General features: G+C 69.4%; 28 protein-coding genes. 17 read left to right on the top strand and 11 right to left on the bottom strand.

Annotated elements, in window-relative coordinates; translation table 11 throughout:
• Positions 1-8: 8 nt before the first annotated feature.
• Positions 9-2,534 (top strand): DNA polymerase III subunit gamma and tau, encoded by a 2,526-nt coding sequence (locus ACFWYW_RS14425; protein ID WP_379613163.1) that lies wholly within the window; start codon positions 9-11, stop codon positions 2,532-2,534.
• Between the two features lie 4 nt (positions 2,535-2,538).
• Here ACFWYW_RS14425 and ACFWYW_RS14420 read toward each other — a convergent pair whose 3' ends face one another.
• Positions 2,539-3,972 carry a GAF domain-containing protein gene (locus tag ACFWYW_RS14420; protein WP_379613164.1) on the bottom strand — a complete coding sequence of 478 codons (1,434 nt, stop codon included), beginning with the start codon at positions 3,970-3,972 and terminating at the stop codon, positions 2,539-2,541.
• A 315-nt stretch (positions 3,973-4,287) separates the two neighbouring features.
• Here ACFWYW_RS14420 and ACFWYW_RS14415 point away from each other — a divergent pair, with 315 nt between their 5' ends.
• The 5 genes from ACFWYW_RS14415 to ACFWYW_RS14395 all read left to right on the top strand — a co-directional run bounded on the left by ACFWYW_RS14415 (position 4,288) and on the right by ACFWYW_RS14395 (position 8,181).
• The gene (locus tag ACFWYW_RS14415; protein ID WP_379613165.1) at positions 4,288-4,638 is read left to right on the top strand and encodes a YbaB/EbfC family nucleoid-associated protein; all 351 of its coding nucleotides are present in this window, start codon (positions 4,288-4,290) and stop codon (positions 4,636-4,638) included.
• Positions 4,639-4,641: 3 nt separating this feature from the next.
• Complete coding sequence (recR, locus tag ACFWYW_RS14410) at positions 4,642-5,241, top strand: recombination mediator RecR (protein WP_379613166.1); 600 nt, start codon at positions 4,642-4,644, stop codon at positions 5,239-5,241.
• The gene (locus ACFWYW_RS14405) at positions 5,234-5,764 is read left to right on the top strand and encodes a DUF5063 domain-containing protein (RefSeq protein ID WP_379613167.1); all 531 of its coding nucleotides are present in this window, start codon (positions 5,234-5,236) and stop codon (positions 5,762-5,764) included. Before recR ends, ACFWYW_RS14405 begins: the two co-directional genes overlap by 8 nt.
• Before the next feature lie 72 nt (positions 5,765-5,836).
• Positions 5,837-7,126 (top strand): aspartate kinase, encoded by a 1,290-nt coding sequence (locus ACFWYW_RS14400; RefSeq protein ID WP_379613168.1) that lies wholly within the window; start codon positions 5,837-5,839, stop codon positions 7,124-7,126.
• Complete coding sequence (locus ACFWYW_RS14395) at positions 7,123-8,181, top strand: aspartate-semialdehyde dehydrogenase (RefSeq protein WP_379613169.1); 1,059 nt, start codon at positions 7,123-7,125, stop codon at positions 8,179-8,181. The genes ACFWYW_RS14400 and ACFWYW_RS14395 overlap by 4 nt, the downstream gene beginning before the upstream one ends.
• A 475-nt stretch (positions 8,182-8,656) precedes the next feature.
• On the opposite strand, the gene ACFWYW_RS14390 is transcribed toward ACFWYW_RS14395, so the two are convergent.
• Entirely contained in the window at positions 8,657-9,070 is a 414-nt protein-coding gene (locus tag ACFWYW_RS14390) for a hypothetical protein (protein ID WP_379613170.1), read from the bottom strand.
• Positions 9,071-9,439: 369 nt separating this feature from the next.
• Between ACFWYW_RS14390 and ACFWYW_RS14385 the strand changes: the two genes are divergently transcribed.
• The gene (locus ACFWYW_RS14385) at positions 9,440-10,108 is read left to right on the top strand and encodes a TetR family transcriptional regulator (protein ID WP_184959208.1); all 669 of its coding nucleotides are present in this window, start codon (positions 9,440-9,442) and stop codon (positions 10,106-10,108) included.
• Here ACFWYW_RS14385 and ACFWYW_RS14380 read toward each other — a convergent pair.
• On the bottom strand, positions 10,077-10,259 hold the full coding sequence (locus ACFWYW_RS14380) for a hypothetical protein (RefSeq protein WP_379613171.1): 183 nt from the start codon (positions 10,257-10,259) through the stop codon (positions 10,077-10,079). The two genes, ACFWYW_RS14385 and ACFWYW_RS14380, sit on opposite strands and share 32 nt — an antisense overlap.
• A gap of 105 nt (positions 10,260-10,364) precedes the next feature.
• On the opposite strand from ACFWYW_RS14380, the gene ACFWYW_RS14375 reads away from it, so the two are divergent.
• The 3 genes from ACFWYW_RS14375 to ACFWYW_RS14365 are packed head-to-tail and all read left to right on the top strand — an operon-like array spanning position 10,365 to position 13,186.
• The gene (locus tag ACFWYW_RS14375; protein ID WP_379613172.1) at positions 10,365-11,327 is read left to right on the top strand and encodes an LLM class F420-dependent oxidoreductase; all 963 of its coding nucleotides are present in this window, start codon (positions 10,365-10,367) and stop codon (positions 11,325-11,327) included.
• A gap of 10 nt (positions 11,328-11,337) precedes the next feature.
• On the top strand, positions 11,338-12,756 hold the full coding sequence (locus ACFWYW_RS14370) for an amidase (RefSeq protein WP_379613173.1): 1,419 nt from the start codon (positions 11,338-11,340) through the stop codon (positions 12,754-12,756).
• A 58-nt stretch (positions 12,757-12,814) separates the two neighbouring features.
• Complete coding sequence (locus ACFWYW_RS14365) at positions 12,815-13,186, top strand: YkvA family protein (protein WP_379613174.1); 372 nt, start codon at positions 12,815-12,817, stop codon at positions 13,184-13,186.
• Here the strand turns inward: ACFWYW_RS14365 and ACFWYW_RS14360 are convergent.
• On the bottom strand, positions 13,167-14,363 hold the full coding sequence (locus ACFWYW_RS14360) for an amidohydrolase family protein (protein WP_379613175.1): 1,197 nt from the start codon (positions 14,361-14,363) through the stop codon (positions 13,167-13,169). The two genes, ACFWYW_RS14365 and ACFWYW_RS14360, sit on opposite strands and share 20 nt — an antisense overlap.
• A 232-nt stretch (positions 14,364-14,595) precedes the next feature.
• On the opposite strand from ACFWYW_RS14360, the gene ACFWYW_RS14355 reads away from it, so the two are divergent.
• A complete protein-coding gene (locus ACFWYW_RS14355) occupies positions 14,596-15,177 on the top strand; it encodes a class IV adenylate cyclase (RefSeq protein WP_379613176.1) in 582 nt (193 codons plus the stop codon).
• Here the strand turns inward: ACFWYW_RS14355 and ACFWYW_RS14350 are convergent.
• From ACFWYW_RS14350 to ACFWYW_RS14340, 3 genes are read right to left on the bottom strand one after another with little or no spacing between them, the layout of a single operon-like run.
• Complete coding sequence (locus tag ACFWYW_RS14350) at positions 15,174-15,971, bottom strand: endonuclease/exonuclease/phosphatase family protein (RefSeq protein ID WP_379613177.1); 798 nt, start codon at positions 15,969-15,971, stop codon at positions 15,174-15,176. The genes ACFWYW_RS14355 and ACFWYW_RS14350 overlap by 4 nt on opposite strands.
• A gap of 3 nt (positions 15,972-15,974) precedes the next feature.
• Positions 15,975-16,571 carry a dTMP kinase gene (gene tmk, locus ACFWYW_RS14345; RefSeq protein ID WP_379613178.1) on the bottom strand — a complete coding sequence of 199 codons (597 nt, stop codon included), beginning with the start codon at positions 16,569-16,571 and terminating at the stop codon, positions 15,975-15,977.
• A complete protein-coding gene (locus ACFWYW_RS14340) occupies positions 16,568-17,659 on the bottom strand; it encodes a radical SAM protein (RefSeq protein WP_379613179.1) in 1,092 nt (363 codons plus the stop codon). Before ACFWYW_RS14340 ends, tmk begins: the two co-directional genes overlap by 4 nt.
• A 676-nt stretch (positions 17,660-18,335) precedes the next feature.
• On the opposite strand from ACFWYW_RS14340, the gene ACFWYW_RS14335 reads away from it, so the two are divergent.
• Together ACFWYW_RS14335 and ACFWYW_RS14330 are read left to right on the top strand one after the other, a co-directional pair.
• Positions 18,336-18,878: a GntR family transcriptional regulator gene (locus ACFWYW_RS14335; RefSeq protein WP_379640982.1), complete on the top strand. Its 543-nt coding sequence runs from the start codon at positions 18,336-18,338 to the stop codon at positions 18,876-18,878.
• A complete protein-coding gene (locus tag ACFWYW_RS14330) occupies positions 18,875-19,609 on the top strand; it encodes a GntR family transcriptional regulator (protein ID WP_379613180.1) in 735 nt (244 codons plus the stop codon). The genes ACFWYW_RS14335 and ACFWYW_RS14330 overlap by 4 nt, the downstream gene beginning before the upstream one ends.
• A gap of 449 nt (positions 19,610-20,058) precedes the next feature.
• On the opposite strand, the gene ACFWYW_RS14325 is transcribed toward ACFWYW_RS14330, so the two are convergent.
• Both ACFWYW_RS14325 and ACFWYW_RS14320 read right to left on the bottom strand, forming a co-directional pair.
• Positions 20,059-20,802, bottom strand: coding sequence for a tyrosine-protein phosphatase (locus tag ACFWYW_RS14325; RefSeq protein WP_379613181.1), 744 nt, complete (start codon positions 20,800-20,802; stop codon positions 20,059-20,061).
• A 453-nt stretch (positions 20,803-21,255) separates the two neighbouring features.
• Positions 21,256-22,035, bottom strand: a complete 780-nt coding sequence (locus ACFWYW_RS14320; RefSeq protein WP_379613182.1) for an SURF1 family protein — start codon at positions 22,033-22,035, stop codon at positions 21,256-21,258.
• A 127-nt stretch (positions 22,036-22,162) separates the two neighbouring features.
• Here ACFWYW_RS14320 and ACFWYW_RS14315 point away from each other — a divergent pair, with 127 nt between their 5' ends.
• Positions 22,163-22,810, top strand: coding sequence for a VC0807 family protein (locus ACFWYW_RS14315; RefSeq protein ID WP_379635187.1), 648 nt, complete (start codon positions 22,163-22,165; stop codon positions 22,808-22,810).
• Here ACFWYW_RS14315 and ACFWYW_RS14310 read toward each other — a convergent pair.
• A complete protein-coding gene (locus ACFWYW_RS14310) occupies positions 22,784-23,251 on the bottom strand; it encodes a winged helix-turn-helix transcriptional regulator (RefSeq protein ID WP_379613184.1) in 468 nt (155 codons plus the stop codon). The genes ACFWYW_RS14315 and ACFWYW_RS14310 overlap by 27 nt on opposite strands.
• 60 nt (positions 23,252-23,311) lie before the next feature.
• Here ACFWYW_RS14310 and ACFWYW_RS14305 point away from each other — a divergent pair, with 60 nt between their 5' ends.
• The 3 genes from ACFWYW_RS14305 to ACFWYW_RS14295 are packed head-to-tail and all read left to right on the top strand — an operon-like array spanning position 23,312 to position 25,430.
• Positions 23,312-23,824: a GNAT family N-acetyltransferase gene (locus ACFWYW_RS14305; RefSeq protein ID WP_379613185.1), complete on the top strand. Its 513-nt coding sequence runs from the start codon at positions 23,312-23,314 to the stop codon at positions 23,822-23,824.
• Positions 23,821-24,420 (top strand): TetR/AcrR family transcriptional regulator, encoded by a 600-nt coding sequence (locus ACFWYW_RS14300; protein WP_379613186.1) that lies wholly within the window; start codon positions 23,821-23,823, stop codon positions 24,418-24,420. The genes ACFWYW_RS14305 and ACFWYW_RS14300 overlap by 4 nt, the downstream gene beginning before the upstream one ends.
• Positions 24,421-24,455: 35 nt before the next feature.
• Entirely contained in the window at positions 24,456-25,430 is a 975-nt protein-coding gene (locus tag ACFWYW_RS14295; RefSeq protein WP_379613187.1) for an NAD(P)-dependent oxidoreductase, read from the top strand.
• Here the strand turns inward: ACFWYW_RS14295 and ACFWYW_RS14290 are convergent.
• Positions 25,405-25,707 (bottom strand): hypothetical protein, encoded by a 303-nt coding sequence (locus tag ACFWYW_RS14290; RefSeq protein ID WP_379613188.1) that lies wholly within the window; start codon positions 25,705-25,707, stop codon positions 25,405-25,407. The genes ACFWYW_RS14295 and ACFWYW_RS14290 overlap by 26 nt on opposite strands.
• Between the last annotated feature and the right edge of the window lie 124 nt (positions 25,708-25,831).

The following is a 25,831-nucleotide window of genomic DNA, read 5'->3' as shown; positions in this document are numbered from 1 at the left end:
ATGGTCGCATGAGCCTTGCGCTTTACCGCAAGTACCGCCCCGGGACCTTCGCGGAGGTCAAGGGGCAGGATCACGTCACGGAGCCGTTGCGCCAGGCGCTGCGCATGGGCCGGATCAACCACGCGTACCTGTTCAGCGGGCCGCGCGGGTGCGGCAAGACCTCCAGTGCCCGAATCCTGGCGAGAAGCCTCAACTGCGAGAAGGGCCCGACTCCCGACCCCTGCGGTGAATGCGAGTCGTGCGTGGCGCTGTCCGCCACCGGGCCCGGCCACCTCGACGTGATCGAGATCGACGCCGCCTCCCACGGAGGCGTGGACGACGCGCGCGACCTGCGGGAGAGGGCGTTCTTCGCCCCCGTGTCCGCGCGTTACAAGATCTACATCATCGACGAGGCGCACATGGTGACCCGCGAGGGTTTCAACGCGCTGCTGAAACTCGTCGAAGAGCCGCCGCCGCACCTGAAGTTCATTTTCGCGACGACCGAGCCGGAAAAGGTCATCGGCACGATCAAGTCGCGTACCCACCACTATCCCTTCCGGCTGATGCCGCCCGCGACGCTCCGGGCGCTGCTGGAGGAGATCCTCAGCTCCGAGAACGTCCCCTTCGAGCCCACCGCGCTGCCGCTCGTCGTGCGCGCGGGCGCGGGTTCGGCGCGTGACTCGCTGTCCATCCTCGACCAGTTGCTCTCGGGCGCCGAGGACGACGGCGTCACCTACGCCAAGGCCGTCTCCCTGCTCGGCTACACCGACGGCGACCTGCTCGACGAGGTCATCGGCGCCTTCGCCGAACGCGACGGGGCCAAGGTCTTCGGCGCGGTCAACCGCGTCATCGAGGGCGGCCACGACCCGCGCCGCTTCGCCGCCGACCTCCTCGAACGTTTCCGCGACCTGGTCATCCTCGCCAACGTTCCAGAAGCCGCGTCCAGCGGCCTGCTCGACCGCCCCGCCGACGAACTCGAGCGCCTGGTGCTCCAGGCAGCCTCCATGGGCCCGGCCGAGCTCACCCGCGCCGCCGAGGTCTTCAACGCGGGCCTCACCGAGATGCGCGGCGCCACGTCGCCGAGGTTGCTGCTGGAGCTCATGTGCGCGCGCGTGCTGCTGCCGGGCGCGGCGGCGGGCGAGGAAGCGCTGCTGGCCCGCCTGGAGCGCCTGGAGCGCGGCGGCGTGGTCGCCCAGATGGCCGCTCGCACCCCCCCTTCCTCCGGTACGGCAGGCGCCTCCGGTCACCCGGGTGCCTCCGGCAGCGCTGGAGCGGTCTCCGGTGGGGTTGGGGCGGGTGGCGCGGCCGCCGTGGGTCATGGCGCGGCTCAGGCGGCCCAAGGCAATCCGGGCGGCGCGAGCGCGGGTGTGGCGGGCGGCGATTGGCCTGACGCGGTGCGGCCCGGCGCCGGTGGCACGGGCATGCCCGGTGGCTCGGCGGTCGTGTCCGGTGGTGCGGCGGTCGTGTCCGGTGATTCCACGGGAGCGTCCGGCAGTCCGGCGGGAACGCCTGGCGGGTCGGCCGGGGGGCATGCGGGTGATGGCACGGCCGGTGGTAGCGCCGGTGCGACCGACGGCGGGTCGGCTGTCGCGGACGCCGGTGGCATGGCTACTGGGCAAGCGGTGGCCGGTGGGCCTGGGGCGATTCTGTCGCAGTGGCCTGCCGTACTGGCGGCGCTGAAGCAGCGGAGCATCGTCGTCTGGGCGAACGTCAGCACCAACGCGCAGGTCGTGGGCGTCGAGGGCAACATTGTCACGCTCGGCTTCGCCCAGGTCGGCGCGATGAAGAACTTCACCGGCGGTGGCAAGGACGCCGTCGTCGCCAGCGCCTTGGGCGATGTCCTCGGTGGCAAGTGGCGGGTGGAAGCGGTGGTCGGCGGCTCACCGGCCCCCGGCGGTCGCGGTGGCGCCCCCCAAGGCGGACGCCCCGGCCCGCAGAGCGGCAACCCGAGTCAGCAGAGCGGCAACCCCGGTCCGCAGGGCGGCAACCCGGGTCAGCAGGGCGGCAATCCCAGTCCGCAGGGCGGCGACGCGCCGAGCCCTCCTGTCACCCAGCAGGGCAACCCTGGCAACCAGACCAGCCCCCAGCCCCAGCCCCAGCCCCAGCCGTCCCCCGACCAGAGCGCACCGAGCCAGCCGGGCCCCACCGCGCCTGACAACCCGCCCCAGGCACATGCCCCGGCGGCCGAGGACGCCGCCGGCTCGGCGAGGGCGACCACGGACGAGTCGTGGCCCGACGCGCCCGACGACATGAGCCCGGGTTCGCCGCCGATGCCCGATCCCGGCCAGGCGGCCGCGGTGAAGACCGGCGGCGGCATGGCGGCGGCCCGTTCGGCCGCTCAGGCGGCGGCCCAGTCGGGCCCGCGGGCCCCCAAGCCCCGCCAGGGCGGCGCCTCCGCCTGGCCGGACGCGGTGCCGAGCCGGAGCAAGAGCGCCGACTCCGACGAGGTGGACCCGCTCAACGACGCCGACGCCGACCTCGACGCCGTGGGCGGCATGGCCCTGCTCCAACGCGAACTCGGCGCCCAGGTCATCGGCGAGATCGACCACACGTAACCGGTCAGGGCGAGCGCAGGCGGATCCGCGCGGTGATCGCCCGGGGGTCGGTGGTGGGCAGGGTGGTGCTGAGCCGTTCCAGGATCTGCATGTCGTCGCGCCCGTTCGCGGTCTGCGCGTAGATCCACAGGTCTTCCGGTGAGCCGCTGCGGAGCAGGCTCGCGCGTACCTGGACTTCGAGCTCGTCCCGGGCTCTGCGCAGTTCGGGGGACTCCGAGCGGGGCAGCAGCGGGCCCGGGTAGGCGCGGGCGACGGCTGAGGGGTCGCCGGCGGCCAGGAGGCTGCGCAGCTCGACGAAATCGGCTTCGACGGGGGAGGTCAGCCGGTACGGCTTCGCGCCGACGGTGTCCCCGAGCTGGGAGCGGAGCCGGTGGATCTCGGCGCGGATGGTGACCGGGTTGCCGGCGTCGCCGTACAGGTAGAAGCAGAGTTGTTCGGCTGTCAGGCCGCGGGGGTGAAGCGCGAGCAGGGCGAGGATCTCGGCGTGGCGCAGGGACAGCGCGAGGTGCCGCCCGCCGAGGCGGGCGGTGGGCTGACCCTCGCCGAGGAAGGTGAGCTGGAGCGTGGGCGGCGCGCTCTCCGTGGTGACGCGCAGGAGGTAGCCGTCGTGGAAGGGCTCCAGGAGTACGGCGCGCCCGCCGGGAAGGACGTAGCGGCCACCGGCGGCGGGCCGGGCGATGCGCTCGCCGAGCAGCCCACCAGGATCGCCGGCGATGACGCGGCCGGTGGCGGTGACCAGGATGCCGGCGTGGTCGCGCAGCCCGTCGAAGCGGCGGCGCAGGCGCTCGTCGCGCTCGTACATGCGGACGGTGAGCTGTGACTCGGCGAGCTTCGCCGTGGCGGTCACCAGGGCGACGGTGGCGGGGTGGAGGCTGGGGGCGGTGCCGCTGATGTCGACGATGCCGAGCACCTCGTCGGTGTCGGGGTCGACGATCGGGGCGGCGCTGCACGACCAGACGTGCAGGACCCGCATCAGGTGCTCTTCCGAGTAGACGTGCACGGGCGTGCGGTCGGCGAGGGCGGTGCCGATGCCGTTGGTGCCCACGCTGCCCTCTGACCATTTGTGCCCGTCGGCGAGGCCGACGCGGTCGGCGCGGCGCATCATCGTGCGGTTGCCATCGCGCCACAGGATGTTGCCATCACCGTCGGTGATGATGGCGACGTGCCCGCTCGCGTCGGCCATGGTGGTGAGCGTGCCGGCCAGGAGCGGCAGCAGCGGCTGCAGCGGGTGCGACTCGCGCACGTCGTTGATGCGGGACACGTCGTAGACGAGCGGCGCGGCGGCGTTCTCCGGATCGACGCCGGCTTCGATGGATCGCTCCCATGACGCCGAGATCAGCCGGCGTGGAGCGCCCTCCGGCAAGGTGGCGCCCGTCCATGCGGCTTCATGGGCCCCGCGCAGTTTGCGGGAGTACGCATCGAGACTGGCGTAACTCATCGGCCACTCCAAGTAGTCAACCCCTATGAATCACCCTCGCGGTCAAGGGTTCCCAGCGCAAGCCGTTCAGGGGATTGCACAGGGTGATTGAACGATCGCAACCTGTGTGCAACGTTGCCGCCGCTAGCGTCCTCCACTGAAACGTCGGCGTGGTGCGGCCGCTCCGGCCGGCGTGCTGGCCGGGTCCCGGACGCTGGAGGGGGGCCGGGACCCGGCCATCAAACGGAAACACCTGCTCTCCGCAGTGCGGGACTGCGCCCAAACACCGTAGGCTCGTGGCAGTCAACGACGCGGAGCCATGAGGAGCGCACGAAGGTGAATCCAGGGGATGTCAACCTGCAGCAGCTGCTGGAGCAGGCACAGCTCATGCAGCAGCAGCTCGCGAGCGCCCAACAGGAGCTCAACGACGCGCAGGTCGAGGGCTCGGCGGGTGGCGGCATGGTCACCGCCGTGGTCAACGGGGCACGTGAGCTGCTCGAGCTGAAGATCGACCCGAGCGTCATCGACGCCGGCGACGCGCAGGACACCGCCGACACGATCGCGGACCTGGTGATCGCCGCCGTCCGAGACGCCTTCCGCGCGGCCGACGAGCTGCAGCAGGAGAAGCTCGGCCCGCTGGCCCAGGGACTGGGCGGCGGCGGTCTCGGACAGTTGCCGGGGTTCTAGGCCATGTACGAAGGGGTCGTCCAGAACCTGATCGACGAACTCGGGCTGCTGCCCGGCGTCGGTCCCAAAAGCGCGCAGCGGATCGCCTTCCACCTGCTCGCGGCCGATCCCGCAGACGTGAAGCGGCTGGCGCACGCCTTGCTCGAGGTCAAGGAGAAGGTGCGCTTCTGCGGTACGTGCGGCAACGTCGCCGCCGAGGAAGAGTGCCGTATCTGCCGTGATCCCCGCCGGGACACCCACGTGATCTGCGTGGTGGAGGAGTCCAAGGACGTCGTCGCGATCGAGAAGACGCGCGAGTTCCGCGGCACCTACCACGTGCTGGGCGGCGCGATCAGCCCGATCGACGGGGTGGGCCCCGACGATCTGCGCATCCGTGAGCTCATGACCCGCCTGGCCGACGGCCGGGTGACCGAGCTCATCCTCGCCACCGACCCCAACCTCGAGGGGGAGGCGACGGCGACCTACCTCGCCCGTCTGGTCAAGCCGATGGGCATCAAGGTGACACGACTGGCCAGCGGTCTGCCTGTGGGCGGTGATCTCGAGTACGCCGACGAGGTCACCTTGGGCCGCGCGTTCGAAGGACGGAGGCTGCTGGATGTCTGACCAGTGGAGCGCTCTCGCTGATGAGATCGCTGGACACGCACAGAACTACGTCGACGGCCTGACCAGGGTCGCGGGCGGCGAGGGCGGCGACGGCATCTGGTCGTTGCTGCTGGTCGAGGTGGCGCAGGTGAGCCTCGCGGGCGCGAAACTGGGCGCCAGCCAGGACGTGATCCTGGCCGGCAACTGGGAGCCGCCGCTGAGCGAGGATCCGGACATCGACGGCGTGCGTACGGCGCTGGCCGAGCTGCTGGGCGCGGTCGACGACTACGCCGAGGTCTTCGACCCTTACAAGGACACGGCGGTCACGCCGTACCGGCTCTCGGACGACCTGACCGCCGTCGCGGCCGACCTGATCCACGGGCTGCGGCACTTCGAGGCGGGCCGTCCGCACGAGGCGCTGTGGTGGTGGCAGTACTCGTACTTCAACACCTGGGGCAACCACGCGGGCGCGGCCATGCGCGCACTTCAGGCGCTCGCCGCGCACACGCGGCTGGACGTGGCTGAAGAGGCCCTGTCCACATAGTGGTCCGGCCCAGCGGTGTCACGGAGGCTCGTCGGTAGACTGGCAGCTCACAGTCCAGACCGGGAGACTCTCGTGGCGCTCGTTGTGCAAAAGTACGGTGGTTCGTCCGTCGCCGACGCGTCCTGCATCAAGCGGGTCGCGCAGCGGATCGTCGCGACGAAAAAAGCCGGCAACGACGTGGTCGTGATCGTTTCTGCCATGGGCGACACGACGGATGAGCTGCTCGACCTGGCCGAGCAGGTGTCGCCGCTGCCGCCGGGCCGTGAGCTCGACATGCTGCTGACCTCGGGCGAGCGCATCTCGATGGCCTTGCTGGCGATGGCGATCGCCAACCTGGGCCATGAGGCGCGTTCGTTCACCGGATCGCAGGCGGGTGTGATCACCACCTCCTCCCATGGCAACGCGCGCATCATCGACGTGACGCCGGGCCGTATCCGTGAGGCGCTCGACCACGGCCGCATCGCGATCGTGGCCGGGTTCCAGGGCGTCTCGCAGGACACCAAGGACATCACCACCCTCGGCAGGGGCGGCTCCGACACCACCGCGGTGGCGCTGGCGGCCTCCCTGGAGGCCGACGTCTGCGAGATCTACACCGACGTCGACGGCATCTTCACCGCCGACCCCAGGATCGTGCCCGCAGCCAGAAAGATCCCCAAGATCTCCTACGAGGAGATGATGGAGATGGCGGCGTGCGGCGCGAAGATTCTGCACCTCCGGTGTGTCGAGTATGCTCGCCGCTTCAACCTGCCGATCCACGTACGCAGCTCTTTCAGCACCAAGGAAGGCACGTGGGTCGTGTCCGACCCTTACACCCCGAACGAAGCGAGTGAAGGAACCGAGATGGAGCAGCCGATCATCTCCGGCGTCGCGCACGACCGGAGCGAGGCCAAGATCACCGTTGTCGGGGTTCCCGACAAGGTCGGCGAGGCTGCCCACATCTTCAAAACCCTGGCCGACGCCGAGATCAACATCGACATGATCGTGCAGAACGTCTCGGCCGCGGCGACGGGCCGTACCGACATCTCCTTCACGCTTCCCACGACGGACGCCTCGACGGCGCTGACGTCGCTGAAGAAGATCCAGGACAAGGTCGGCTTCGAGTCGCTGCTGTTCGATGACCAGATCGGCAAGGTCTCGCTGATCGGCGCGGGCATGCGCTCGCACCCCGGCGTGACCGCGACGTTCTTCGCGGCCCTCGCCGACGCGGGGGTCAACATCGAGATGATCTCCACGTCGGAGATCCGCATCTCGGTGATCGTCGAGCAGGAAGGTGTGGACGCGGCCGTGGCCGCCGCCCACCGGGCGTTCGACCTTGACGCAGACCAGGTGGAAGCAGTGGTGTACGGAGGAAGTGGCAGATGAGCAGGCCTAATCTCGCACTCGTGGGCGCGACGGGTGCGGTCGGCACCGTCATGCGCGACATCGTCTCCAACCGGGCGGACATCTGGGGCGAGATCCGCCTCGTGGCCTCCCCGCGCAGCGCCGGGAAGGTGCTGAAGGTCCGTGGCGAGGACGTCGTCGTCCAGGCGCTGGCGCCCGAGGTCTTCGACGGCATCGACATCGCCATCTTCGACGTGCCCGACGAGGTGTCGGCCGAGTGGGTGCCGGTCGCGGCCGAGCGCGGCGCGATCGCGATCGACAAGTCCGGCACGTTCCGCATGCAGGCGGACGTCCCGCTCGTCGTCCCCGAGGTGAACCCCCTCGACGCCCGCCGGCGGCCGCGCAACATCATCTCCACCCCCAACTGCACCACGCTGTCGATGATGGCCGCGATGGGCGCCCTGCACGCCGAGTACGGCCTCCAGGAGCTCGTCGTCGCGTCCTACCAGGCGGCGTCCGGTGCGGGAGTGGCGGGTTCGGCCCGGCTCTACGACGAGATCGAGGCGCTGGCCGGAGACCGCAACATCGGCCAGGTGGCCGGTGACGTACGCCAGGTCTTCGACAAGAAGCTGCCCGCCGACTCGCCGTTCCCGGCGCCGCTCGCGTTCAACGTGGTGCCGTGGGCGGGCTCGCTCAAGGAGGACGGCTGGGCGTCCGAGGAGCTCAAGCTCCGCAACGAGTCCCGCAAGATCCTCGGCATCCCCTCGCTGAAGGTCTCCGCGACCTGCGTGCGGGTGCCGGTGATCACGACGCACTCGCTGGCGGTGCACGCGCGCTTCGAGCGCGAGGTGACGGTGGCGGGCGCGCACCGCGTGCTCACCGCGGCGCCGACGGTGGTGCTCGTGGACGACCCGGCCAACGGGGTGTGGCCGACGCCGCTTGAGGTGGTCGGCACGGATCCCACGTATGTGGGACGGGTCCGGCAGGCGATCGACTTCCCCAATACGCTGGACCTGTTCGTCTGCGGCGACAACCTGCGCAAGGGGGCGGCTCTCAACGCCGCCGAAATCGCCGAGCTGGTGGCTGCCGAGCTCTAGTTCTTCTGTTACAGCTTTTCTGTTACGGCGAGGCGCTTTTAGCCTCTCTAAGTTACGGCGAGGCCGCCGGATCCGCCTCCGTCCGGCGTGGGTTGCCCCCGGTCATCGGGCGCTTCTCACGTCGGACGTGGTCCCCGCCGTCACAAGGCCCTCTTGACCGGGTCCCGCGGGCTCCGGCTGGGCGCCGTGCGCGTTGCGCCGGGTCCGGCCGTCCGGGTGTTCGCCGTACCGGCGCTGACAAGCGTTGGGGGGCGGGTCAGCGCGTGGTGTGGTGGCGGGTGCCGTGCGTGGTGTGGTGGCTGGGCGTCGTGCGCGTTGCGCCGGGCTCGGCCGTTCGGGTGTTCGCCGTACCGGCGCTGACAAGCGTGGGGGGCCGGTACGGGTCCGGGCCTGTATGGGTCCGGGTCGGTCGGTTCGGCTGGGCTCGGCTCGGGCGTGGCGGTGTGGTGGCTGTGGGGCCCGGTTCTGGCTCTGGTCAGCGGAACAGGATGTCCCAGTGGTCGGACTCCTTGGCGAAGACGGTTCCGTCTGAGGAGCGGTACAGGGCTGAGCCGTCGCTGCGGGTGCCCACGCGGGTGTGGCTGGTGGCGATGTGCCGGTCGACGCATGGGCTCAAGGAGATGTCCAGCTTGTAGCCGTGCTCGTGGCTGTAGCGGCCGGGCATGTGGCCCGCCTCGGTGCCGCCGGTCACCATGATCTTGCAGCCGCTGTCCCGCTTCAGCTCGATGATCTTGGCGATCGTGGCCGTGCGGACGGCGTCCAGCGAGGTGCAGTACCGTAGCCGCCGGTTGGCGCAGCCGCCCGTCGACTTCCAGCGCAGGCCGGCGTTCCTCAGGCGGCCCACTGCTGTGTGGTGCGAGATGCGTACGGCGGCCTGCCGGGTCTTCACCCGCTTCAGGTTCACCTTCGGGGGGTCGGCCGTCGTGAACCAGTGTCCGGTGTGAACGCCTCCTTCGATCGCGTACGTGCGCGTTACCGGTGGCGGCGACTTCCGTGCTTCTCCTGTCGAAGCAGCGGATGCGGCCGATGCCAATGCGATTATCGAGATCTCAAGGCCGAGGAGTGCGACGACCATCAGCCGCACCTTGCCACGTATCCACATGTCGATGCTCTTTTCGCGGAATAGCCCTCCCGCCAGAAACATCAATCCCACGCTTCACACCAGATGACCCCTTCCTCAGAGCGATCTTTGCCTTGTGGCGGCGATCACCGTGCGGCTCCATGACCTAAAGGCGGTCTTGCCCGTAAAGTGACGAGGGTGTCCGAACCCCGAAACCGAGGATCGGAGAGCACCCGAGAGGTCATCGTCGAGACGGCCTTGAGACTGTTTCGGGAGCGCGGCTTCGATGCGACGACGATGCGGGCAATCGCGGCCGAGGCCGGGGTATCCGTGGGTAACGCCTACTACTACTTCGCGAGCAAGGAGGCGTTGATCCAGGCCTACTACGACCGCGCCCAGACGGAGCACGAAGAGGCCTGCCGCGAGCTGCTCGCGACGGAGCGCTCGTTCGCGGCCCGGCTGAGCGGTGTGCTCGGTGAGTGGGTACGGGTCAGCGAGCCGTACCACGAGTTCGCGGTGAAGTTCTTCAAGCACGCGGCGGAGCCGACGAACCCCCTCAGCCCGTTCAGCGCCCAGTCCTCACCCGCGAGGGAGGCGGGCATCGCGATCTACCGGCAGGTGGTCGAGGGCTCGCGGGACAAGATGGACTCCGAGCTGCGTGAGGAGCTGCCCGAGCTGCTGTGGCTGCTGTCGATGGGCATGGTGCTGTTCTGGGTGCACGACACCTCGCCGGGGTGTCAGCGCACGTACCGGCTGATCGAGGTGACGGTGCCGCTCGTGGACCGGCTCGTGGGCCTGTCTCATCTGCCCGGACTGCGGGGGATCACCAAGGACTTCATCGGGGCCGTGCATGAGCTGCGGGCTTGACCGGCGTGCCCGAGCACAGCGGCAGCATCGTGGCGGGGAGCGTGCAGGTGGGGCCGGTGTCCTCCGCCGCCACGGCGATCACGGAGGCCAGGAAGGGGATCGCCAGGCCGCCGGTCAGTACTACGGCCGCGAGCAGCCGGGTTCGTCTCACGGGGATGTTTTAGCACGTCAGAGCGCTGGAGGCGGTTAACCGCGATCAAGTGGCGCGTACATACCGGCTGGTTGGTATGGTCGGCCTAACACGCTGGAGGGTGCGATGACACAGAACTGGGGCATGACGATCCCCTTCTACGACCGCTCGCTGGCCGAGTCGAAGGAGCTGATCGCCGAACTGCCCGCGCTCGGCTACACCGACGCCTGGTCGGCGGAGGTCAACGGGACCGACGGGTTCATGCCGCTGGCCATGGCCGGGGAGTGGGCGCCGGGGCTGCGGCTGGGCAGCGCCATCGTCCCGGTGTTCACCCGCGGACCCGGGTTGCTGGCCATGTCGGCGGCCACGCTGGCCGATCTCGCCCCGGACCGCTTCGTGCTCGGCATCGGTTCGTCCTCTCCGGCCGTCGTGGGGCGGTGGAACGCGGTGGAGTTCGCGCGGCCGTACCAGCGCACCCGGGACACGCTGCGCTTCCTGCGTGAAGCGCTCGCGGGGGAGAAGGTGTCGGAGCGGTACGAGACGTTCGAGGTCAAGGGCTTCAAGCTGGAGCGGGCGCCCCGGGTGGCGCCGAAGATCGTGCTGGCCGCGCTGCGGCCCCGGATGCTGCACCTGGCGGCGAGCGAGGCCGACGGCGCGATCACCAACTGGCTCGCGCCGGAGGACGTGCGCAAGGTCCGCGCCGAGCTGGGCGGGGAGACCGAGCTGATCGCCCGGTTGTTCGTCTGCGTGAGCGAGGACGCCGACAGGGTGCGCGAGATGGGGCGCTGGATGCTGGCGGCCTATCTGACCGTGCCCGCATACGCCGCCTTCCACGACTGGCTGGGGCGCGGTGAGGTGCTGCGGCCGATGCACGAGGCGTGGGCGGCGGGCGACCGGCAGGCCGCGCTCAAGGCCATCCCCGACGAGGTGGTCGACGCGCTGATCGTGCACGGCGACGCCGCGACCTGCCGGGCCAGGATCGGCGAGTATGTCGCCAACGGGCTCGACACCCCCGTGCTCGCGCCGGTCCCCGGCGGCGAGATCCCCATCGACCAGGCGGTACGCGCGCTGGCGCCGAAAGCCGGCTAAGGGAGAACCTGTGGACGAGATCCTCCGGCTGGACGCGGTCGGGCAGGCGCTGGCCGTACGGGATGGGCGGGTTTCGCCGCGTGAGCTGACCGAGGCGGCGATCGCGAAGATCGACAAGCACGACGGGGAGATCGGCGCGGTCGTGCACCGGCGGTTCGAGCGCGCGCTGGCCGAGACGGGCGAGTTGCCCGAGGGCACGCCGTTTCGCGGGGTGCCGATCCTGCTGAAGGACCTCGGCTGGGCGGAGAAGGGCGAGCCGTACAACGCCGGGTCACGCACGCTGGACGGCGTCAGGATCGCCGCGGACGCCTACAGCGTGGCCAAGCTGAAGGCGGCCGGGTTCGTGATCCTCGGCAGGACCAGCACGCCGGAGTTCGGCACCACGATCACCACGGAGCCGGTCGCGTTCGGGCCCACGCGCAATCCCTACGACCCCGCGTACTCGGCGGGCGGCTCCAGCGGCGGCTCAGCGGCGGCGGTGGCGGCCGGGATGGTCGCGGTGGCGTCGGCCAGCGACGGCGGCGGCTCGATCCGCATCCCCGCCTCCCTGTGCGGCCTGGTGGGGCTCAAACCCACCAAAGGCCGCACCAGCTATGGGCCGTCGGGCGGCGAGGGCTGGAGCGGCTTCTCGGTGGCCGGGCTGGTCACCAGGACCGTCAGGGACACCGCCGCCGTGCTCGACCTGATCGCCGGCCTGGAGGAGGGCGACCCCTACACCGCGCCCGCGCTGCCCCGCCCGCTGGCCGAGGAGGTCGGCGCCGATCCGGGACGGCTGCGCGTCGGTTTCGTGACCCGCCACCCGCGCGGCGACGTACCCGAGCACGAGGACCTGACCGCCGCCGTCACCGGTGCCGCGAACCTGCTGGAGTCCCTGGGCCACCACGTCGAACCCGGCCACCCGGACGAACTCGGCAGCCCCGACTTCCCCCACCACTTCGGCGCCCTCGTCGCCGCGAACGTCGCCGCCGAGGTCCAGAGCGTCGGCGCGTGGCGCGGCCGCCCCGTGTCCCTGGACGAACTGGAACCACGCAACCGCGCCATGGCCGAGACCGGCGCCAAACGCACCGCCGTCGAGCACGTCCTGGCCGTCCAGTGGATGGACGGCTTCCGCCGCCGCATGGCCGCCTGGTGGCGCTCCGGTTTCGACGTGCTGCTCGCGCCCTCGCTCGGCGTGCCGCCGTTCCCGCTGGGCTGGCTGCCCCCTGACGACCTCAGCACCGGCTTCGGCCGCACCTCCCACGCCGTCTCCTACACCTCCGCCTTCAACGCCACCGGCCAGCCCAGCATCTCCCTGCCCCTGCACAGGACCGCCGCGGGCCTTCCCGTCGGCGTCCAGCTGGTCGCCGCCACAGGCCGCGAGGACCTTCTCGTACGGCTGGCCGCCCAGATCGAATCCGCCCGCCCCTTCGAGCATCCCGCCATGCGCTGATCGTTAGGAACCAACCGGATCGGGTAACACGTTATGTCGTGAAGGAGGTGGCGCACCTATGCCTAAAGCAAGCCGCGCGGCAGCGGTCTGGCGTACATATCGCGACGTGAGCGAGCCCGGCTCCCCGGGTCTGTTCAAGCGGGTCAGGGCGATCCCGCGCCTGATCGGCGCCGTGGCCCGGGGTCAGTACCCGGGCATGGGCAAGAGCAAGCTCGCCCTGATGGGGCTCGGCGTGGTCTACCTGATCTCGCCCATCGACGTGATCCCCGACTTCCTCCTGCTCGTCGGCGTGGCCGACGACTTCGGCGTGTTCCTCTGGCTGATGGGCTCCCTGATCGGGGAGAGCGGGCGCTACATCGGCTGGGAGCGCAGGGTCATCCAGGGCGCCGCCGTTCCTCCCGACCTTCCTCCTACAGCTCCTCGCGCCTGAGCCACGCTCGCGACGGCAACGGGTGCCCGAACAACCGGGCGGCGTTGCCGTACGCGACCCTGGCGATGTCGGCCGGCGGGAGCTGGCCGAGGTTCCTGGCCACGGCCTGCTGGGTGTCGGGCCAGGTCGAGTCGGAGTGCGGGTATCCGCTTTCCTGGAGGACGTGGTCGAGGCCGACCGCCAGCCGTACCCCTGACAGGGCGTGGTCGTCGAGCGTGCCGAAGAAGAAGTTGCGGCGCAGGACCTCGCTCGGCTTCAGCCCGCCCTCCCACGACGCCTCGCCCGCGACCGGGTGGTCGAGGGCGTAGTCGGCGCGCTCGGCCAGCATCGGCAGCCAGCCCACCCCGCCCTCCACGATGAGCACCCGCAGGTTCGGGAACCGCAGCGGGATGCCCGACCACAACCAGTCCGCGCAGGCGAACATGGCGCTCGTCGGCATCAGCGTGGTGATCGCCTCGATGGGCGTGTCGGGGGAGGGCACCGGCGACCAGCTGGAGTCCCCGGTGTGCAGGCAGACGACGGTGCCGGTCTCCTCACAGGCGGCGAAGAACGGATCCCAGTGGTCGGAGTGGATCGACGGCAGCCGCAGCCTCGTCGGGAACTCCGGGAACACGACCGCCTTGAAGCCGCGGGCGGCGTTGGCGCGGATCTCCTTCGCCGCCACGTCCGGGTCGGGCAGCCACGGGAGCTGAAGGCCGATGATCCGCTCGGGGTAGGTGCCGGCCCAGACGTCGATGTGCCAGTCGTTCCAGGCCTTGACGAGGGCCAGGCCCAGTTCTTGGTCTCTGGTCCGCGCGAACGGCATGCCGGACTGGCCGGCCAGCATCCCGGGAAAACAGAGGGCGGCCCAGATGCCGGCCGTGTCCATGTCCTGGATCCGGGCCTCGATGTCGTGGCAGCCGGGGCGCATGTTCTCGAACCTGACCGGGTCGAGGGTCCACTGCTCGCGGGGCAGGCCGGCGCCCACGTCGATGCCGGCGCACGGGTACGTGGCGCCGCCGTACCGCCAGACCTGGTGACCCGCCTCCGTCTCCACGACCTTGGGCGCGACCTCGGTGTACTTCTCCGCCAGCCGGTCCTCGAAGAGGTCGGGCGGCTCGATCAGGTGATCGTCGGCGGAGATGATCACGTAGTCGCGCCGCCTCGGTTCGGGGTCGGGGAGCAGCGGCGTAGTCACGCAGGTAACCGTACGACGACGGCATGACCTCGAACAAGCTGCCAGGCCCCCGTCAACCGCCCCAAAACCCCGCCCTACCGCCGCATTCGCCCCCGGAACTCCTTGACAACCGGCCTTGACGCGCTGGTGTTCGTGTGTTTCATGGCCTGGAACCCTTCCGGGACACTCACGGTGTGCCTTGCGATCAGCTGCTCGTAGTTGCCTGGCTGGAGAGCGGCTACCATCCCGCTGGGTGACATGGGCGACGTGGGAGGTCGGCGTGACTGGCGGGGTGCAAGAGGTCGAGGTCAAGTATCGGGTGGAGGACCTGAGCGGCCTTGAGGATGCGCTCGCCGCGCGCGGGGCGATCCTCTCAACGCCGGTCGTGCAGGATGATCAGGCGTTCGCGCAGGGCGGTTGGACGTACGGGCAGAGCAAGATCGGTGCGGCGTTCGCCCGGCTCCGGACTCAGCAGGGCCGGCACCTGTTCACGGTGAAGAAGCCCCTCGACAACGCCATGGCCTGCCTGGAGCACGAGACCGAGGTGGCCGACCGGGCGCAGATGCATGAGGCGATCGTGGCGATGGGCTTCTATCCCACCGTGCGGATCGTGAAGCGGCGCCGTACCGGTGAGCTCGACGGTGTGGCGCTGTGTGTGGATGAGGTCGAGCACGCGGGCCTGTTCGTGGAGTTCGAGCGGCTCGTGGCCGACACCGCCTCGGGGGCTGCGGCACAGCGCGAGCTCGACCGGCTGGCTCGTTCTCTGGGAGTGGAGCTGATACCGGTCAGCGACACCTACGACTCCCTGGTACGCGCGGCGCTGTCCGGGGTCTAGAACAGGGCGATTTCGTCGTTGTCGCGGGGGTTGGTGACCGGCAGGCGGGTGGCATGGATGTCCAGGGTCAGCGTCACCGCGGCGTGGTCGGTCAGGCCCCGTTCGCGGGTCTCGTGCAGGTAGGTGCAGGCCGTGATGCGGTCGGCCAAGGCTGTGGCCAGGTGCATGTAGTCATAGCGGTAGCCGTCGCCGGTGCGGCCGATCCAGCTGTGCGGGTGCGGGCCGGGCACGTGGTGGTCGTGCGCGTCGAGCAGGCCGTGCTCGGCGAGGCCGTCCAGCAGGCCGTACTCGAAGGGCAGGAAGCCCCGGTGCGGCGGCTTGTGAGTGCGGGCGATCACGTTGTAGTCGCCGCCGAGCAGCAGCTGCTCGCGCTGGTGCTGTGGTAGCCCTTCCAGGCCGTGCAGGAGCGAGTCGACGAACGCTCGCTTGCGCTCGGTCTTCTCGACGCTGGCATCACGGCTGGGCACGTAGACCGCCGCCACCGTCAACTGCGGCTCGGTGTCGAGCACCGCGGCGGCGACGCGCCCGGGGATGCTCACCTTGCTCAATGCCACGACCTCGTCGACGACCTGGACGCGGCTGATCAGGGCGGCGCCGCGGTCGCCGATGTCGTCGGTCTTGACGACCGCGTAGCCGGCGCGGGCGAAGCGCTGCAGCAGGTGCGCGGTCCCGGTGCCGGCGCTGGTCTCGGTGAGCAGGAACACGTCCTCGTCCCTGCCGGCCAGCCAGTCGAGCAGCCGCTCCGCGCGGGCCTGGGCGGCGGCGCCGATGTTGATGGTCAGCAGGGACAGCACTGGCTACTCCTCCAGGTTCAGATGGGCGAGCATGATGGTGACGACCTGGTCGACGTCGCGGCCGATGCAGTTGATCCCGGCTTGGCGCCAGCCTTCGCCGGAGAGGAAGGCGTATGCCTCCTCGTACAACTGCCGTTCCCGAGCGGGCGATGCGGCTTGCTCTAGCCGTGCGCGTTGGCGACGCTCATCCAACCGCTTCTCGATGATCGCCGCATCGTGATCCAGGTAGAAAGTGAGCATGGGCTGTAGCGCCCATCGGTTGTAGGCCCAGACCTCGGCCAGGTCGAGGCCGTCAAGGCGCTGCAGAACGAGGGAGGACGGCACGTACCGGTCACTGATCACGACCTGCCCCTCGTGCAGCGCGGGGATGATCTCGTCGGTGACGTGCACGCAACGGTCGGCGGCCACGGCCAAGGCGAGCGCGCGGCCGATCAGGCCGTGCTCGCCGAAGCGCACCAGCCGGCCGAGCGGGGTGTTGGACGGTTCGCAGGTGGAGTGCACGCGATATCCGCGATCGCGCAACCGTTTGGCCAGCATGGCCGCGCTGGCCGTCTTGCCGACGCCGTTGGGGCCCTCGATCACGATGAACCGGTCATTCATGTGAGTCGCCTGCCGATCTGCAGGAGCGGCTGGGGGCACTGCTCGCTGTCGAGTTCGCCGATGGACAGGCCGCGGGCGATGACCGCGGCGGGGCAGCCCTTGCCGCACTGGCTGTTGATGGCGCAGCCGGTGCAGGTGGCGTTGGTGCCCATGCGCAAGGTGCCCGCCAGGTCGTAGCCGTCCAGGGCGGGGGCGACCTCGTCGGTGAGGATGTTGCCGACGAGGAAGTCGCTGTCGGGGTGCGGGGATTCGGGGGTACGGGCCGCGAAGACCAGATACGGGCAGACGGCGGTGAGCCCGTCGGCGAAGACGTAGAGCAGCTTGCCGGCGTCGCAGCCGGCCAGTGGCCTGTCGTCGTTGGGGAAGCGGATGTGCACGAGGTCGACCCCACGTTGGCGGAAGACCTCGGTCACCTCGTGAATCGCGCGCATCTTCGCTTGGTCGGCGGCCAGCTTCCGGTGGCTCCTGACGCCGCGGCCGAAGGAGGACAGCGGGTTCATGAGCACGTACTCGGCGCCGACGTCGACGGCGAATTCGCACAGGGCCCCGAATTCTTCCACTTCGGTGAGCGCGTTGGGAGTCGACAGCAACCCCTGAAGCAGGCCGGCATCGGCGAACTTGCGGGTGGTGGTCACGGTGACGTCGAAAGAAGCGACGTTGCCCCGGAACCGGCCATGGCTTTGCGGGCGGAAGCCGTCCAGGCTCACATTGACGTGCACGTTACCCAGGCCGGCCAGTTGGCTGATCTGCTCGTCGGTGGTCTGGGTGGCGTTGGTGCAGATGCCCACGGGCATGCCCAGGCCGGTGATGAGCTGGACAATTCTCATGAGCTCGGGATGGACGAAGGGTTCGCCGCCGGTCAGCGTGACACGCTCCACGCGGGCGCGCCTCAGGCGGGGCAGGACCTTGGCCTCCAGATCATCGAGGGACAGATCGAGGCCCTCGCGGGTGGAGGAGACGAAGCAGTGGGCACAGTGCAGGTTGCACCGCTCCGTGATCTGAACGAGCGCCTTGCGGCCGTCTCCGGCGACTGAGGTTCTGAAGTAGCAGGAGTTGGCAGTGGTCTCCACGATCAAAGAACGCTTCACGATCAACCTCCAGATGATGGTGCGGCTTCCTTTCGTCGTGCTCGAACCGCGTGCCGGCCGGCCGTCGGGGACGGAAGGGTATGAACCCGATGGCCATGGGCTCTTCGGTCAGTCGAACGGAAGGTCGACCAGCCGGCCACTCGACCGTCTCGGCCGAAGACCGGCGGCGCGAAGCCGGTCAATTCGCCGTCGACCAGAACGCAGTAGCGCCGTCGGCATCGAAACGGCGGACTAGGTCGTAGGGGTCCCCGGGCCGCACGCACCTGAGCGGTGTTCTTCACGGGGTCCGGGGCACATTCGCCGGGCGACCGCGCTGATCCGGCGCAGAGCAGCTCAGGTTGCCGGACTGACCTCACTACCGTCCGGCCAGCGTGCCTGTCGCCGCCGCCCGGTTCTCGTGTCCTTGCTGGTCCTGCCATTTCTGCACCTTTCCTCGCTAGTGGTGCCATGGGCTCGTGTCGGGACAAGCGCGCCGTACCGGCCGCAGGAGGTCCTCGACGCCATGGAAGCGCGGTCCTTGGCGCACGAAGGCTGAGGCGTATTGCAGCTACCATAATGCAATTCGCGAAAGGCATCAAGGACGTGTGAGGATTGGCTCTACGTCGGCCGGGCTCTTGAATCGCCTCGATAGCCGGTACCGTTTTGAGTAGTCGGCCATCGCGAGATGGGGTAGCGAATGTTGGAATCGCACTGGATGAGCGCTTCTGCGCCGTACACGAGGCCTCGTCCTGAAGGTGACCGAGACGCATGGACCGAGGAAGCCGCACGCCGCGGCCACACCGGGACGAATCAACTGCGCGAGGTAGCCGAGGTTCTACCGCCCTCCACGGTGGCGGAGTTCTTCGATCTGCGGCCCGGTGACGTGGCCGTCGTGCGCCGGCGGCTCGTCCTTTTGGACGGCTTGCCCAGCGAGCTGGCAGATTCCTACTATCCTGCCGCCCTCGCCCGCGGCACCCGGCTCGCCGAACCGCGCAAGATACCCGGCGGAGCCATCACCCTCCTCGCCCAACTCGGGTATCACCCGGGCGATGTCGAGGAGCGCGTCCGGGCCCGCCCCGCGACTGAGGACGAACGGCACGAACTCGGGATCGGTGAGAACCAATGGGTGCTGGTCCTCACGCGGCTCCTCCGATCGACTGAAGGCGTTCCGGTCGAGGTCACCGTGATGACGATGATCGCGGACGACCGGGAACTCCGATACAAGATGATCATTGAGTGAAAGGCGGCATCGAATTGGCAGCAAGGCCGGACACCCGTCCTCGGCATCAGCAGATCGCCGCCGAGCTCAGGGCGGAGATCATGTCCGGCATCCTCCGCGCCGGAGAACAGCTCCCTTCAACCTCGCATCTCGTCGCGAGGTTCGATGCTGCCAATGCCACGATCCAACGCGCGCTCCAGGCCCTGAAGGACGAGGAATTCCTCCGCGGCCATCCTGGCAAGGGCGTCTACGTGCAAGACAGGAAGACCCTGATCGTCGAGGCGGCGCCCTACAAGCGTCCGACGCCGCAGGGCTACAGTTACGAACTCCTTCATGTGGGAGAGGTCCTGCCGCCGAATGACATCTTCGCCGCTCTGGGCCTCGCCGATGGTGAGAAGGCTGTTGTCCGTCATCGGCTTTTGCGCCATGACGGTGAGCCAGTTGAACTCTCCTGGTCCTACTACCCCACCGGCATCGCCTTGGGCACCCCACTTGTAGGGAGAATGAAGATCCGCGGCGGCGCTCCGAGAGTTCTCGCTGATCTTGGCTATCCACAACGTCACTTCCGTGATCAGATATCGGTCCGCCAGCCCACCACGCAGGAGGTACAAGGCCTGAATCTGCCCGCGGACGTGCCAGTGTTCCGCCAGTTCCGGATCATCTACAGTGACGCTGGATTGCCGGTAGAAGCCTCAATTCTGATCAAGGGAGGACACCTCTACCAGCTGGCCTATCAGCAGGCTGTGGAATGACAACCCGCTGGCTGAAATGATTGTCGGCCCTCGCCTCTCGCGTTTCGTGCTCGCCGCCTTGGAAGATCGGAACGTCTTTCGTCTCGGGAACAACCAAGTCCCGTCGAGGGCAGGGCGGGGGCGAAAGCGGGTCGTCGGGCCTTGGCCCGACGGAGGCGCGCGGAGCGATAGCGGAGCACGATTTTGTTCGCGGTGGGGTCCAGCTGGCTTACCACCCAAGTGGGCAATGGGTGGGGCCTCAGAAGACAGTCCGACCGGAGGGAGGCCCTTCAGGGGCCGAGCTTCAGCTCGACTGGAGAAACGCCTGGAACCCTGGAACGCGCGAAGCGCGCCGATGTGCAAGACCTTGCCTTTGGGACCCGGGATCGCCTGGAGGGGGTGGGGTGGCGATCCCGGGCCGGAGGGTCCGCTGTCGTGAGGGTGCTGCTCACTGCGGACCCCGGCCCCTTCTACCCGGGGGAGATCGGGTCAGTCAGGAGATGGGCGTGCAGTTTGGTGATCGTCTTGGGGTCCAGGCCCAGGACGTCTGAGCAGTACGCCCGCAGGGAGCCATGGCGCTGGTCCATCTCTGCCAGGAACAACTCCATCGCCCCCGCCGGTGCCGCCCCGTACCCGGCCCACATGAGGGCGTCCTTGTTCCTGGTCTGCCAGTCCGCCAGGAAGCGGGGCGTGGCCAAGCCGGTCAGGGCGTAGTCCGCGACGATGTCCGTGGTCGCCACGCCCGCCAGCGACAGCACCAGCGCGGTCAGGATGCCGGTGCGGTCCTTTCCGGCGGCGCAGTGGATGACGACGGGGGCGTTGTCGGCCTCGGCGATGGTCTCGATGGCCGAGCGCAGGAGCGGGACGCCGTCCTCCGACACCTCCAGGTAGCGGTCGGCGAGAAAGCGTTCCACCCCGGTCGACGGGTCGAAGGTGGCGAGGTTCCAGGTGCGGCCCTCCACGGGGAGGTTGTGGTAGCGCAGCCCTTCGGTCTCGGGTACGCGCCCGCGCTTCTCGACCTCGGCGGGATGCCGCAGGTCGATGACGGTCCTGACCTTCAGGGAGCGGAACGTGGCGATGTCCGGCCCGGCCAGCCAGCCGAGCGAGTCGGCCCGGTAGAGCCGCTGCCACCGCACACTCCGCCCGTCATGGGCGACATATCCACCGACGTCGCGAAAATTGTGGATATTGGCGAACTCGATATGGCGGGTCACACCTAGAACGTAATCACACCTCGCCCGCGCCGGGAGCCTCGTGCGGGTCCCGTCTCATGCCTCGACGGCGGCCAGGAGCCTCGTGGGGGTCCACCTCACACCCCGACCGAGCCAGGCCGGCACGTGCGGGTCCCGTCTCATGCCCTCGACCGCGACAGGCGTCTCCTGCGCGACTTTCCTGCCTGCCGCCTCCGGTAGACGCGTGTAGGCGGTCCAGTTCGTTATCAGCAGGGCGAAAGCGAGCGAGTCGGGCCTTGGCCCGACGGGGTGGCGTGCGGAGCGCCTTGGTTCCGGGGCGGGCTCCAACCGCTCAACCACTTAGCCGGGCAACGGGTGGGGCCAGAAAGGCAGCCCGACCGGAGGGAGGCCCTTCAGGGGTCGAGCTTCAGCTCGACTGGAGAAACGCCTGGAACCCGGAAACGCGCGAAGCGCGCCAATGTGCAAGACCTTGCCTCACGCCTCCACCGCGACAGGCGTCTCCTGCTCGGCCTTCCGATCGGCCACCTCGCGCCGGATCAGCAGGATCCACCCGCCGATCGCCAGCCCGATGAACAGCCACCACTGCACGCCGTACGCCAGGTTAAGGCCCCCGCCCGACCCCACGTCCGGCGCGGGCACCGGCTCCGGCGCCGCGGCCGCCGTCGGCTGCTGCTCGGTCAGCTCAACATAACCATCCACCAGCCGGTACGGCAGCGCCGCCCCGATCTTCCCAGGATTGATCAGGAGCACCTGCCCAGCCGGCAGCCCGCCCCTCTCCTTGATCCCGCTGGTCTCCTCGGTCTCGGTCAGCCGTAGCCGCCCGGTGACATTCACCTGTCCGGCAGGCGGCGCAGGCACCTCGGGTGGCGCGTCCGCGCTCGCCCCCGCCTTCACCCACCCCCGGTTCACCAGCACGGCCTGCCCGTCGCCCGTGACGAGCGGGGTCAGCACGAAGTACCCGGGCCGCCCTTCCTGGGGCCGCCGCCGTACGACGAGAGCATGGGCCTGATCGTAGGTGCCAGAGGCCGTCACCAGCCGATAGCGGTCATCTTCGCTGACCGCACGGCCGGGCCGGGTCAGCGAGCCCAGCGGCACCGGCGCGGCCGTGATGTTGGCGGTGACGCGGTCGCTGTTGGCCGAGCGTTCCTCGAACCGCCCGAACTGCCACCTGCCCAGGAAGACGAAGGCGGGGATGACCAGCAGCACCACGATGTGGAGCGCCACCCATCGAGGGGTCAGGAGGAACCGGTACACCCTTCAAGGGTAGGCACCGGGAGCGGTGGTTCCTCACTCAGCCCGATCTGGTCGAACGGGTTACCAAAGCGCAGGTGATCGCGTACGGTCGGGACTCGTGCCGCCCCTCAAGAGCAAGACGTCGTGAATGACCCTTCTTGTCGCGCCACCGGCGCCCTCCGCCTTCGTGTTGCCCCGCATGGGAACGCTCCTGCTGCACGCGGCACCGCGCGTACTGGAGAGCATGATTCTGCCCGTCGCGCTCTTCTACGCGGGCATGCTGGCCGGCGGCGAGGTGGCGGGCATGGCGGCTTCTGCGGCCTGGGTGTTCGGCGGCATGGCGGTGCGCCTGGTGCGCGGCCGGCCGATGCCGGGCACGGTGATCCTGGCCGCGGTGGGCATCACGGCGCGCGTGGTGGTCGCGCTGGTGGCGGGGGATGTGCGGTGGTTCTTCCTGCCGCCGACGTGCGGGGTGTTCGCGGTGAGCCTGGTGTTCCTGGCCACCGCCCGCGGGCGCAGGCCGCTGGCTGAGCGGATCACGCTCGACCTGGTGCCGCTGCCCGGCCATGTCGCGGGGGATCCGGTGATGCGGCGCTTCTTCGTCCGCCAGTCGCTGGCCTGGGGTTGCGCGCAACTGCTCAACGGCACGCTGACGCTGTGGATCCTGCTCAGCCAGACCATCGGGACGTTCCTGGCCCTGCGCACGTCGCTGGTGGCCCTGCTGATGACGGCGATGGCCGTGGCCTCGGTGCTGGACTTCCGCCGCTGCCTACGCGCTCTTCAGCTCCGCCCCTGAGCCGGGCTCCGGCGTGACCTCGCGGGGTCCGCTGACCTCGTGGCCGTCGGCGCACCGGAAGTACTGCTCGATGGGGGCGCCGCAGTCGCGGTGGGTGAGTTCGACCGCCGGTCCGGCGTCGTCGGAGAGGTACTTGTCACCGAAGTGCATGAGCGCGACCAGCAGCGGATAGAGGTCGCGCCCCTTCTCGGTCAGCCGGTACTCGTCACGCTGGCGCTGGCCGGGTTCGCGGTAGGGCACCTTGCGCAGCAGCCCCTCGTCGACGAGCCGGGCCAGGCGGGCGCTGAGCACCTGGCGCGGCGCGCCGGTCATGGCCTGCATGTCGGCGAAGCGCCGTACGCCGCTGAAGGCCTCGCGCAGCACCAGGAAGGTCCACTTCTCGCCGACGACGTCCAGGGTCCGCTCGATCGAGCAGTTGTTCACCCGGAAGGGCACGTTCATGCCGCATATCATACCTGAGTCTAGTTGACAGACTCAGGCGTGCCGCGAGACGCTGAGTCTATGAAGGGAACCCAGATTCGCCCCATAAGGACAGGGGACGAGGCCGCGCTCCGGTGCTTCCTCGCGGGGTTGTCGCTGCACACGCAGACGCTGCGGTTCTTCACGGGGTTCAGCCGCCCGTCGGCCGGCCTGATCGGTGCGCTGATGAAAATCGACGAGCTCAGGGACGCGCTGGTCGCCGTACACGAGGGCGAGATCGTCGCCCACGCGATGAGCTACCGGGGCTGCCGCACCGACGTCGAGGTGGCCGTGGTCGTCACCGACCGGTGGCAGGGGATCGGCCTCGGGCCGAGACTGGTCGACACGCTGCTGATCCGCGCCGCCATCCGCGGCGCGACCACCGTCGCCATGGACGTTCTCGGCGAGAACCGGCGGGCCCTGCGCCTGATCCGCAGGGCCTGGCCCGACGCGAAATTGACGGTCTCTTCCGGTTCGGTCGAGGTGACCGCTATGATCAAGCAGGCAGTGGTATTTGCGGAACAAGGTTCTGTTGGCTCACCATTGACTGCGTGAAGAGTGTCAAGAACGGACGCGACGGCCGTACCCGCATCATCGAGGGTGCCCTCCGCCGCTTCAGCCAGGACGGGGTGTCGGCCACCACGCTGGCCAGCCTCCGTGAGGAGAGCGGCGTCAGCGTCGGCAGCTTCTACCACCACTTCGCCAGCAAAGAACACGTCTTCGGCGTGCTCTACTCCGAGATCCTCGCCGTCTACCAGGCCGAGTTCCTGGCCGAGCTGACCAGCCGGAACGAGGCGCGCGACGGCATCGAGGCGGTCGTGGCCTTCCACATGCGCTGGGCCGGCGAGCACCCCGAACGCGCCCGCATCCTGGTCAGCGAGCGCCCGCCGCGCAAGAACGAACCCGGCGGCCAGGAGGTCGCCGACGCCCGCCGCGCGTTCTTCCGCCAGGTCTCCGACTGGTGGAAGCCGCACATGAAGAACGGCCTGCTCCAGCCCGTCCACGCGACCATGTGCTACGTGCTGTGGCTCGGCCCTGCCCAGGAAATGTGCCGCCTGTGGTTCGCCGGCGCCCACACGCCCACCGACGAGGAGATCAAGGGCCTGGGCGAGGCCGCGTGGCAGAGCCTGCGCCAACGTCCGGACGCATAGGGACGAATACCCTCTGTGATGTTATTGTCACAAATGTGAGACGACCTCGGGCGCTGGTCCTGCCCACCCTGCCGGAGACCGCTCTCGCCAGCCTGGGCGAGATCGCCGACCTGGCCGAGGTTCCCGCCCGGCCCAGCCTCGGTTTCTCCGACGAGCAACTCGCCGACCTCGTCATCGAGACCGGCGCCTCGGTGATCGTCACAGAGGGTGACCAGGTCCGCGCGTCGGTCCTGTCCCTTCCGCTCGACATCGTGGCCTGTGTCGGCTCGCCGACGAACGTCGACCTGGCGCTGGCCGCCGAGCGCGGCGTCGCCGTACTCCATGCCGCCGACCGCGACCCCGACGCGGTCGCGGAGCTCACGATCGCGCTGCTGTTCGCGGTCAGCCGCCACGTGGTGACCGCCGATCGCGAGGTACGGCGCGACCGCGTCTACCGGGGCAGAATCCCCCCTTCCGAGCGCCACCGCGGCCTGCGCCTGTCCGGACGCACGCTCGGCATCGTCGGCCTGGGCCGGGTCGGCAGGGCGCTGCGCTGGCGCGGCCAGGGCCTGGGCATGAACGTGATCGCCTGCGACCCCTACACCCCCGACGCCGCCCACACGCTGCCGGAACTGATCGCCGAGGCCGACATCGTCTCCCTGCACGTGCCGGTGACCGAGGAGACGCGCGGCTTCATGGGCCCGGCCGAGTTCGCCGCGATGCGCCCGGGAGCGATCTACCTCAACACCTCGCGCGGCGCGCTGCACGACCTGTCGGCGCTGGTGGACGCCCTGCGGTGGGGGCAGCTCGGCGGCGCCGGCCTCGACCACTTCGAGGGGGAGTGGCTGGACCCCGCCCACCCGCTGACCAGGCTGCAGAACGTGGTGCTCACCCCGCACCTCGGCGCGGCCACTGGAGAGAGCCATGTCGAGCACGCGCACGCGCTGGTGGCCGACATCGGGCGCACCCTGCGGGGAGAGGAGCCCGCCTACCTCTGCCCGCCGGTCATACCGGTAGCCGGACTCTTGTAGCGATCCGCCAGCTGTGGGCGTCGAGGGAGATGTCGAGCCTGAGCTCGCCGCGCTGCCTGCGCAGGCCGGGCACCCGCAGCCGGTCGTGCACGGCGAAGCGCCCGCGATAGGGGTAGCCGAAACCCAGCTCGCCCGGCAGCACCCTGAGGTCGTCGTGGTTGCCGCAGCTCGGGCAGATCCACGAGACCAGGTCCAGGCCGCGGTTGTAGTCGGTGCAGGCGCGGAAGTACTCGTCGGGCCTGAACCGGGACTCGCAGGCGAGGCAGGGGATCAGCACCTCCTACAGATACCGCGGGCGCCTTACTGCCCGCTTGCAGAACGCTTGGGTAGCTCCGTAACAGTATGGTTACGCAGAGTTTCTGATCTTGCGTCGGTGTCTGGGGTGAGTTGCGGTCCGCGGT

This window comes from Nonomuraea sp. NPDC059023, assembly GCF_042740095.1.
In the GTDB taxonomy this organism is placed as follows: domain Bacteria; phylum Actinomycetota; class Actinomycetes; order Streptosporangiales; family Streptosporangiaceae; genus Nonomuraea.
The sequence above is the reverse complement of the archived record's forward strand: the minus strand, read 5'-3'. Positions and strand labels throughout refer to the sequence as shown.

What these genes read in the sequence shown, in the direction of transcription:
- ACFWYW_RS14405 (WP_379613167.1), top strand. Translation starts at nt 5,234, where the DNA reads ATGTCTGACCAGTGGAGCGCTCTCGCTGATGAGATCGCTGGACACGCA.
- ACFWYW_RS14375 (WP_379613172.1), top strand. Translation starts at nt 10,365, where the DNA reads ATGACACAGAACTGGGGCATGACGATCCCCTTCTACGACCGCTCGCTG.
- ACFWYW_RS14395 (WP_379613169.1), top strand. Translation starts at nt 7,123, where the DNA reads ATGAGCAGGCCTAATCTCGCACTCGTGGGCGCGACGGGTGCGGTCGGC.
- ACFWYW_RS14420 (WP_379613164.1), bottom strand. Translation starts at nt 3,972, where the DNA reads ATGAGTTACGCCAGTCTCGATGCGTACTCCCGCAAACTGCGCGGGGCC.
- ACFWYW_RS14365 (WP_379613174.1), top strand. Translation starts at nt 12,815, where the DNA reads ATGCCTAAAGCAAGCCGCGCGGCAGCGGTCTGGCGTACATATCGCGAC.
- recR (WP_379613166.1), top strand. Translation starts at nt 4,642, where the DNA reads ATGTACGAAGGGGTCGTCCAGAACCTGATCGACGAACTCGGGCTGCTG.
- ACFWYW_RS14305 (WP_379613185.1), top strand. Translation starts at nt 23,312, where the DNA reads ATGAAGGGAACCCAGATTCGCCCCATAAGGACAGGGGACGAGGCCGCG.
- ACFWYW_RS14310 (WP_379613184.1), bottom strand. Translation starts at nt 23,251, where the DNA reads ATGAACGTGCCCTTCCGGGTGAACAACTGCTCGATCGAGCGGACCCTG.
- tmk (WP_379613178.1), bottom strand. Translation starts at nt 16,571, where the DNA reads ATGAATGACCGGTTCATCGTGATCGAGGGCCCCAACGGCGTCGGCAAG.
- ACFWYW_RS14425 (WP_379613163.1), top strand. Translation starts at nt 9, where the DNA reads ATGAGCCTTGCGCTTTACCGCAAGTACCGCCCCGGGACCTTCGCGGAG.
- ACFWYW_RS14315 (WP_379635187.1), top strand. Translation starts at nt 22,163, where the DNA reads ATGACCCTTCTTGTCGCGCCACCGGCGCCCTCCGCCTTCGTGTTGCCC.
- ACFWYW_RS14335 (WP_379640982.1), top strand. Translation starts at nt 18,336, where the DNA reads ATGTTGGAATCGCACTGGATGAGCGCTTCTGCGCCGTACACGAGGCCT.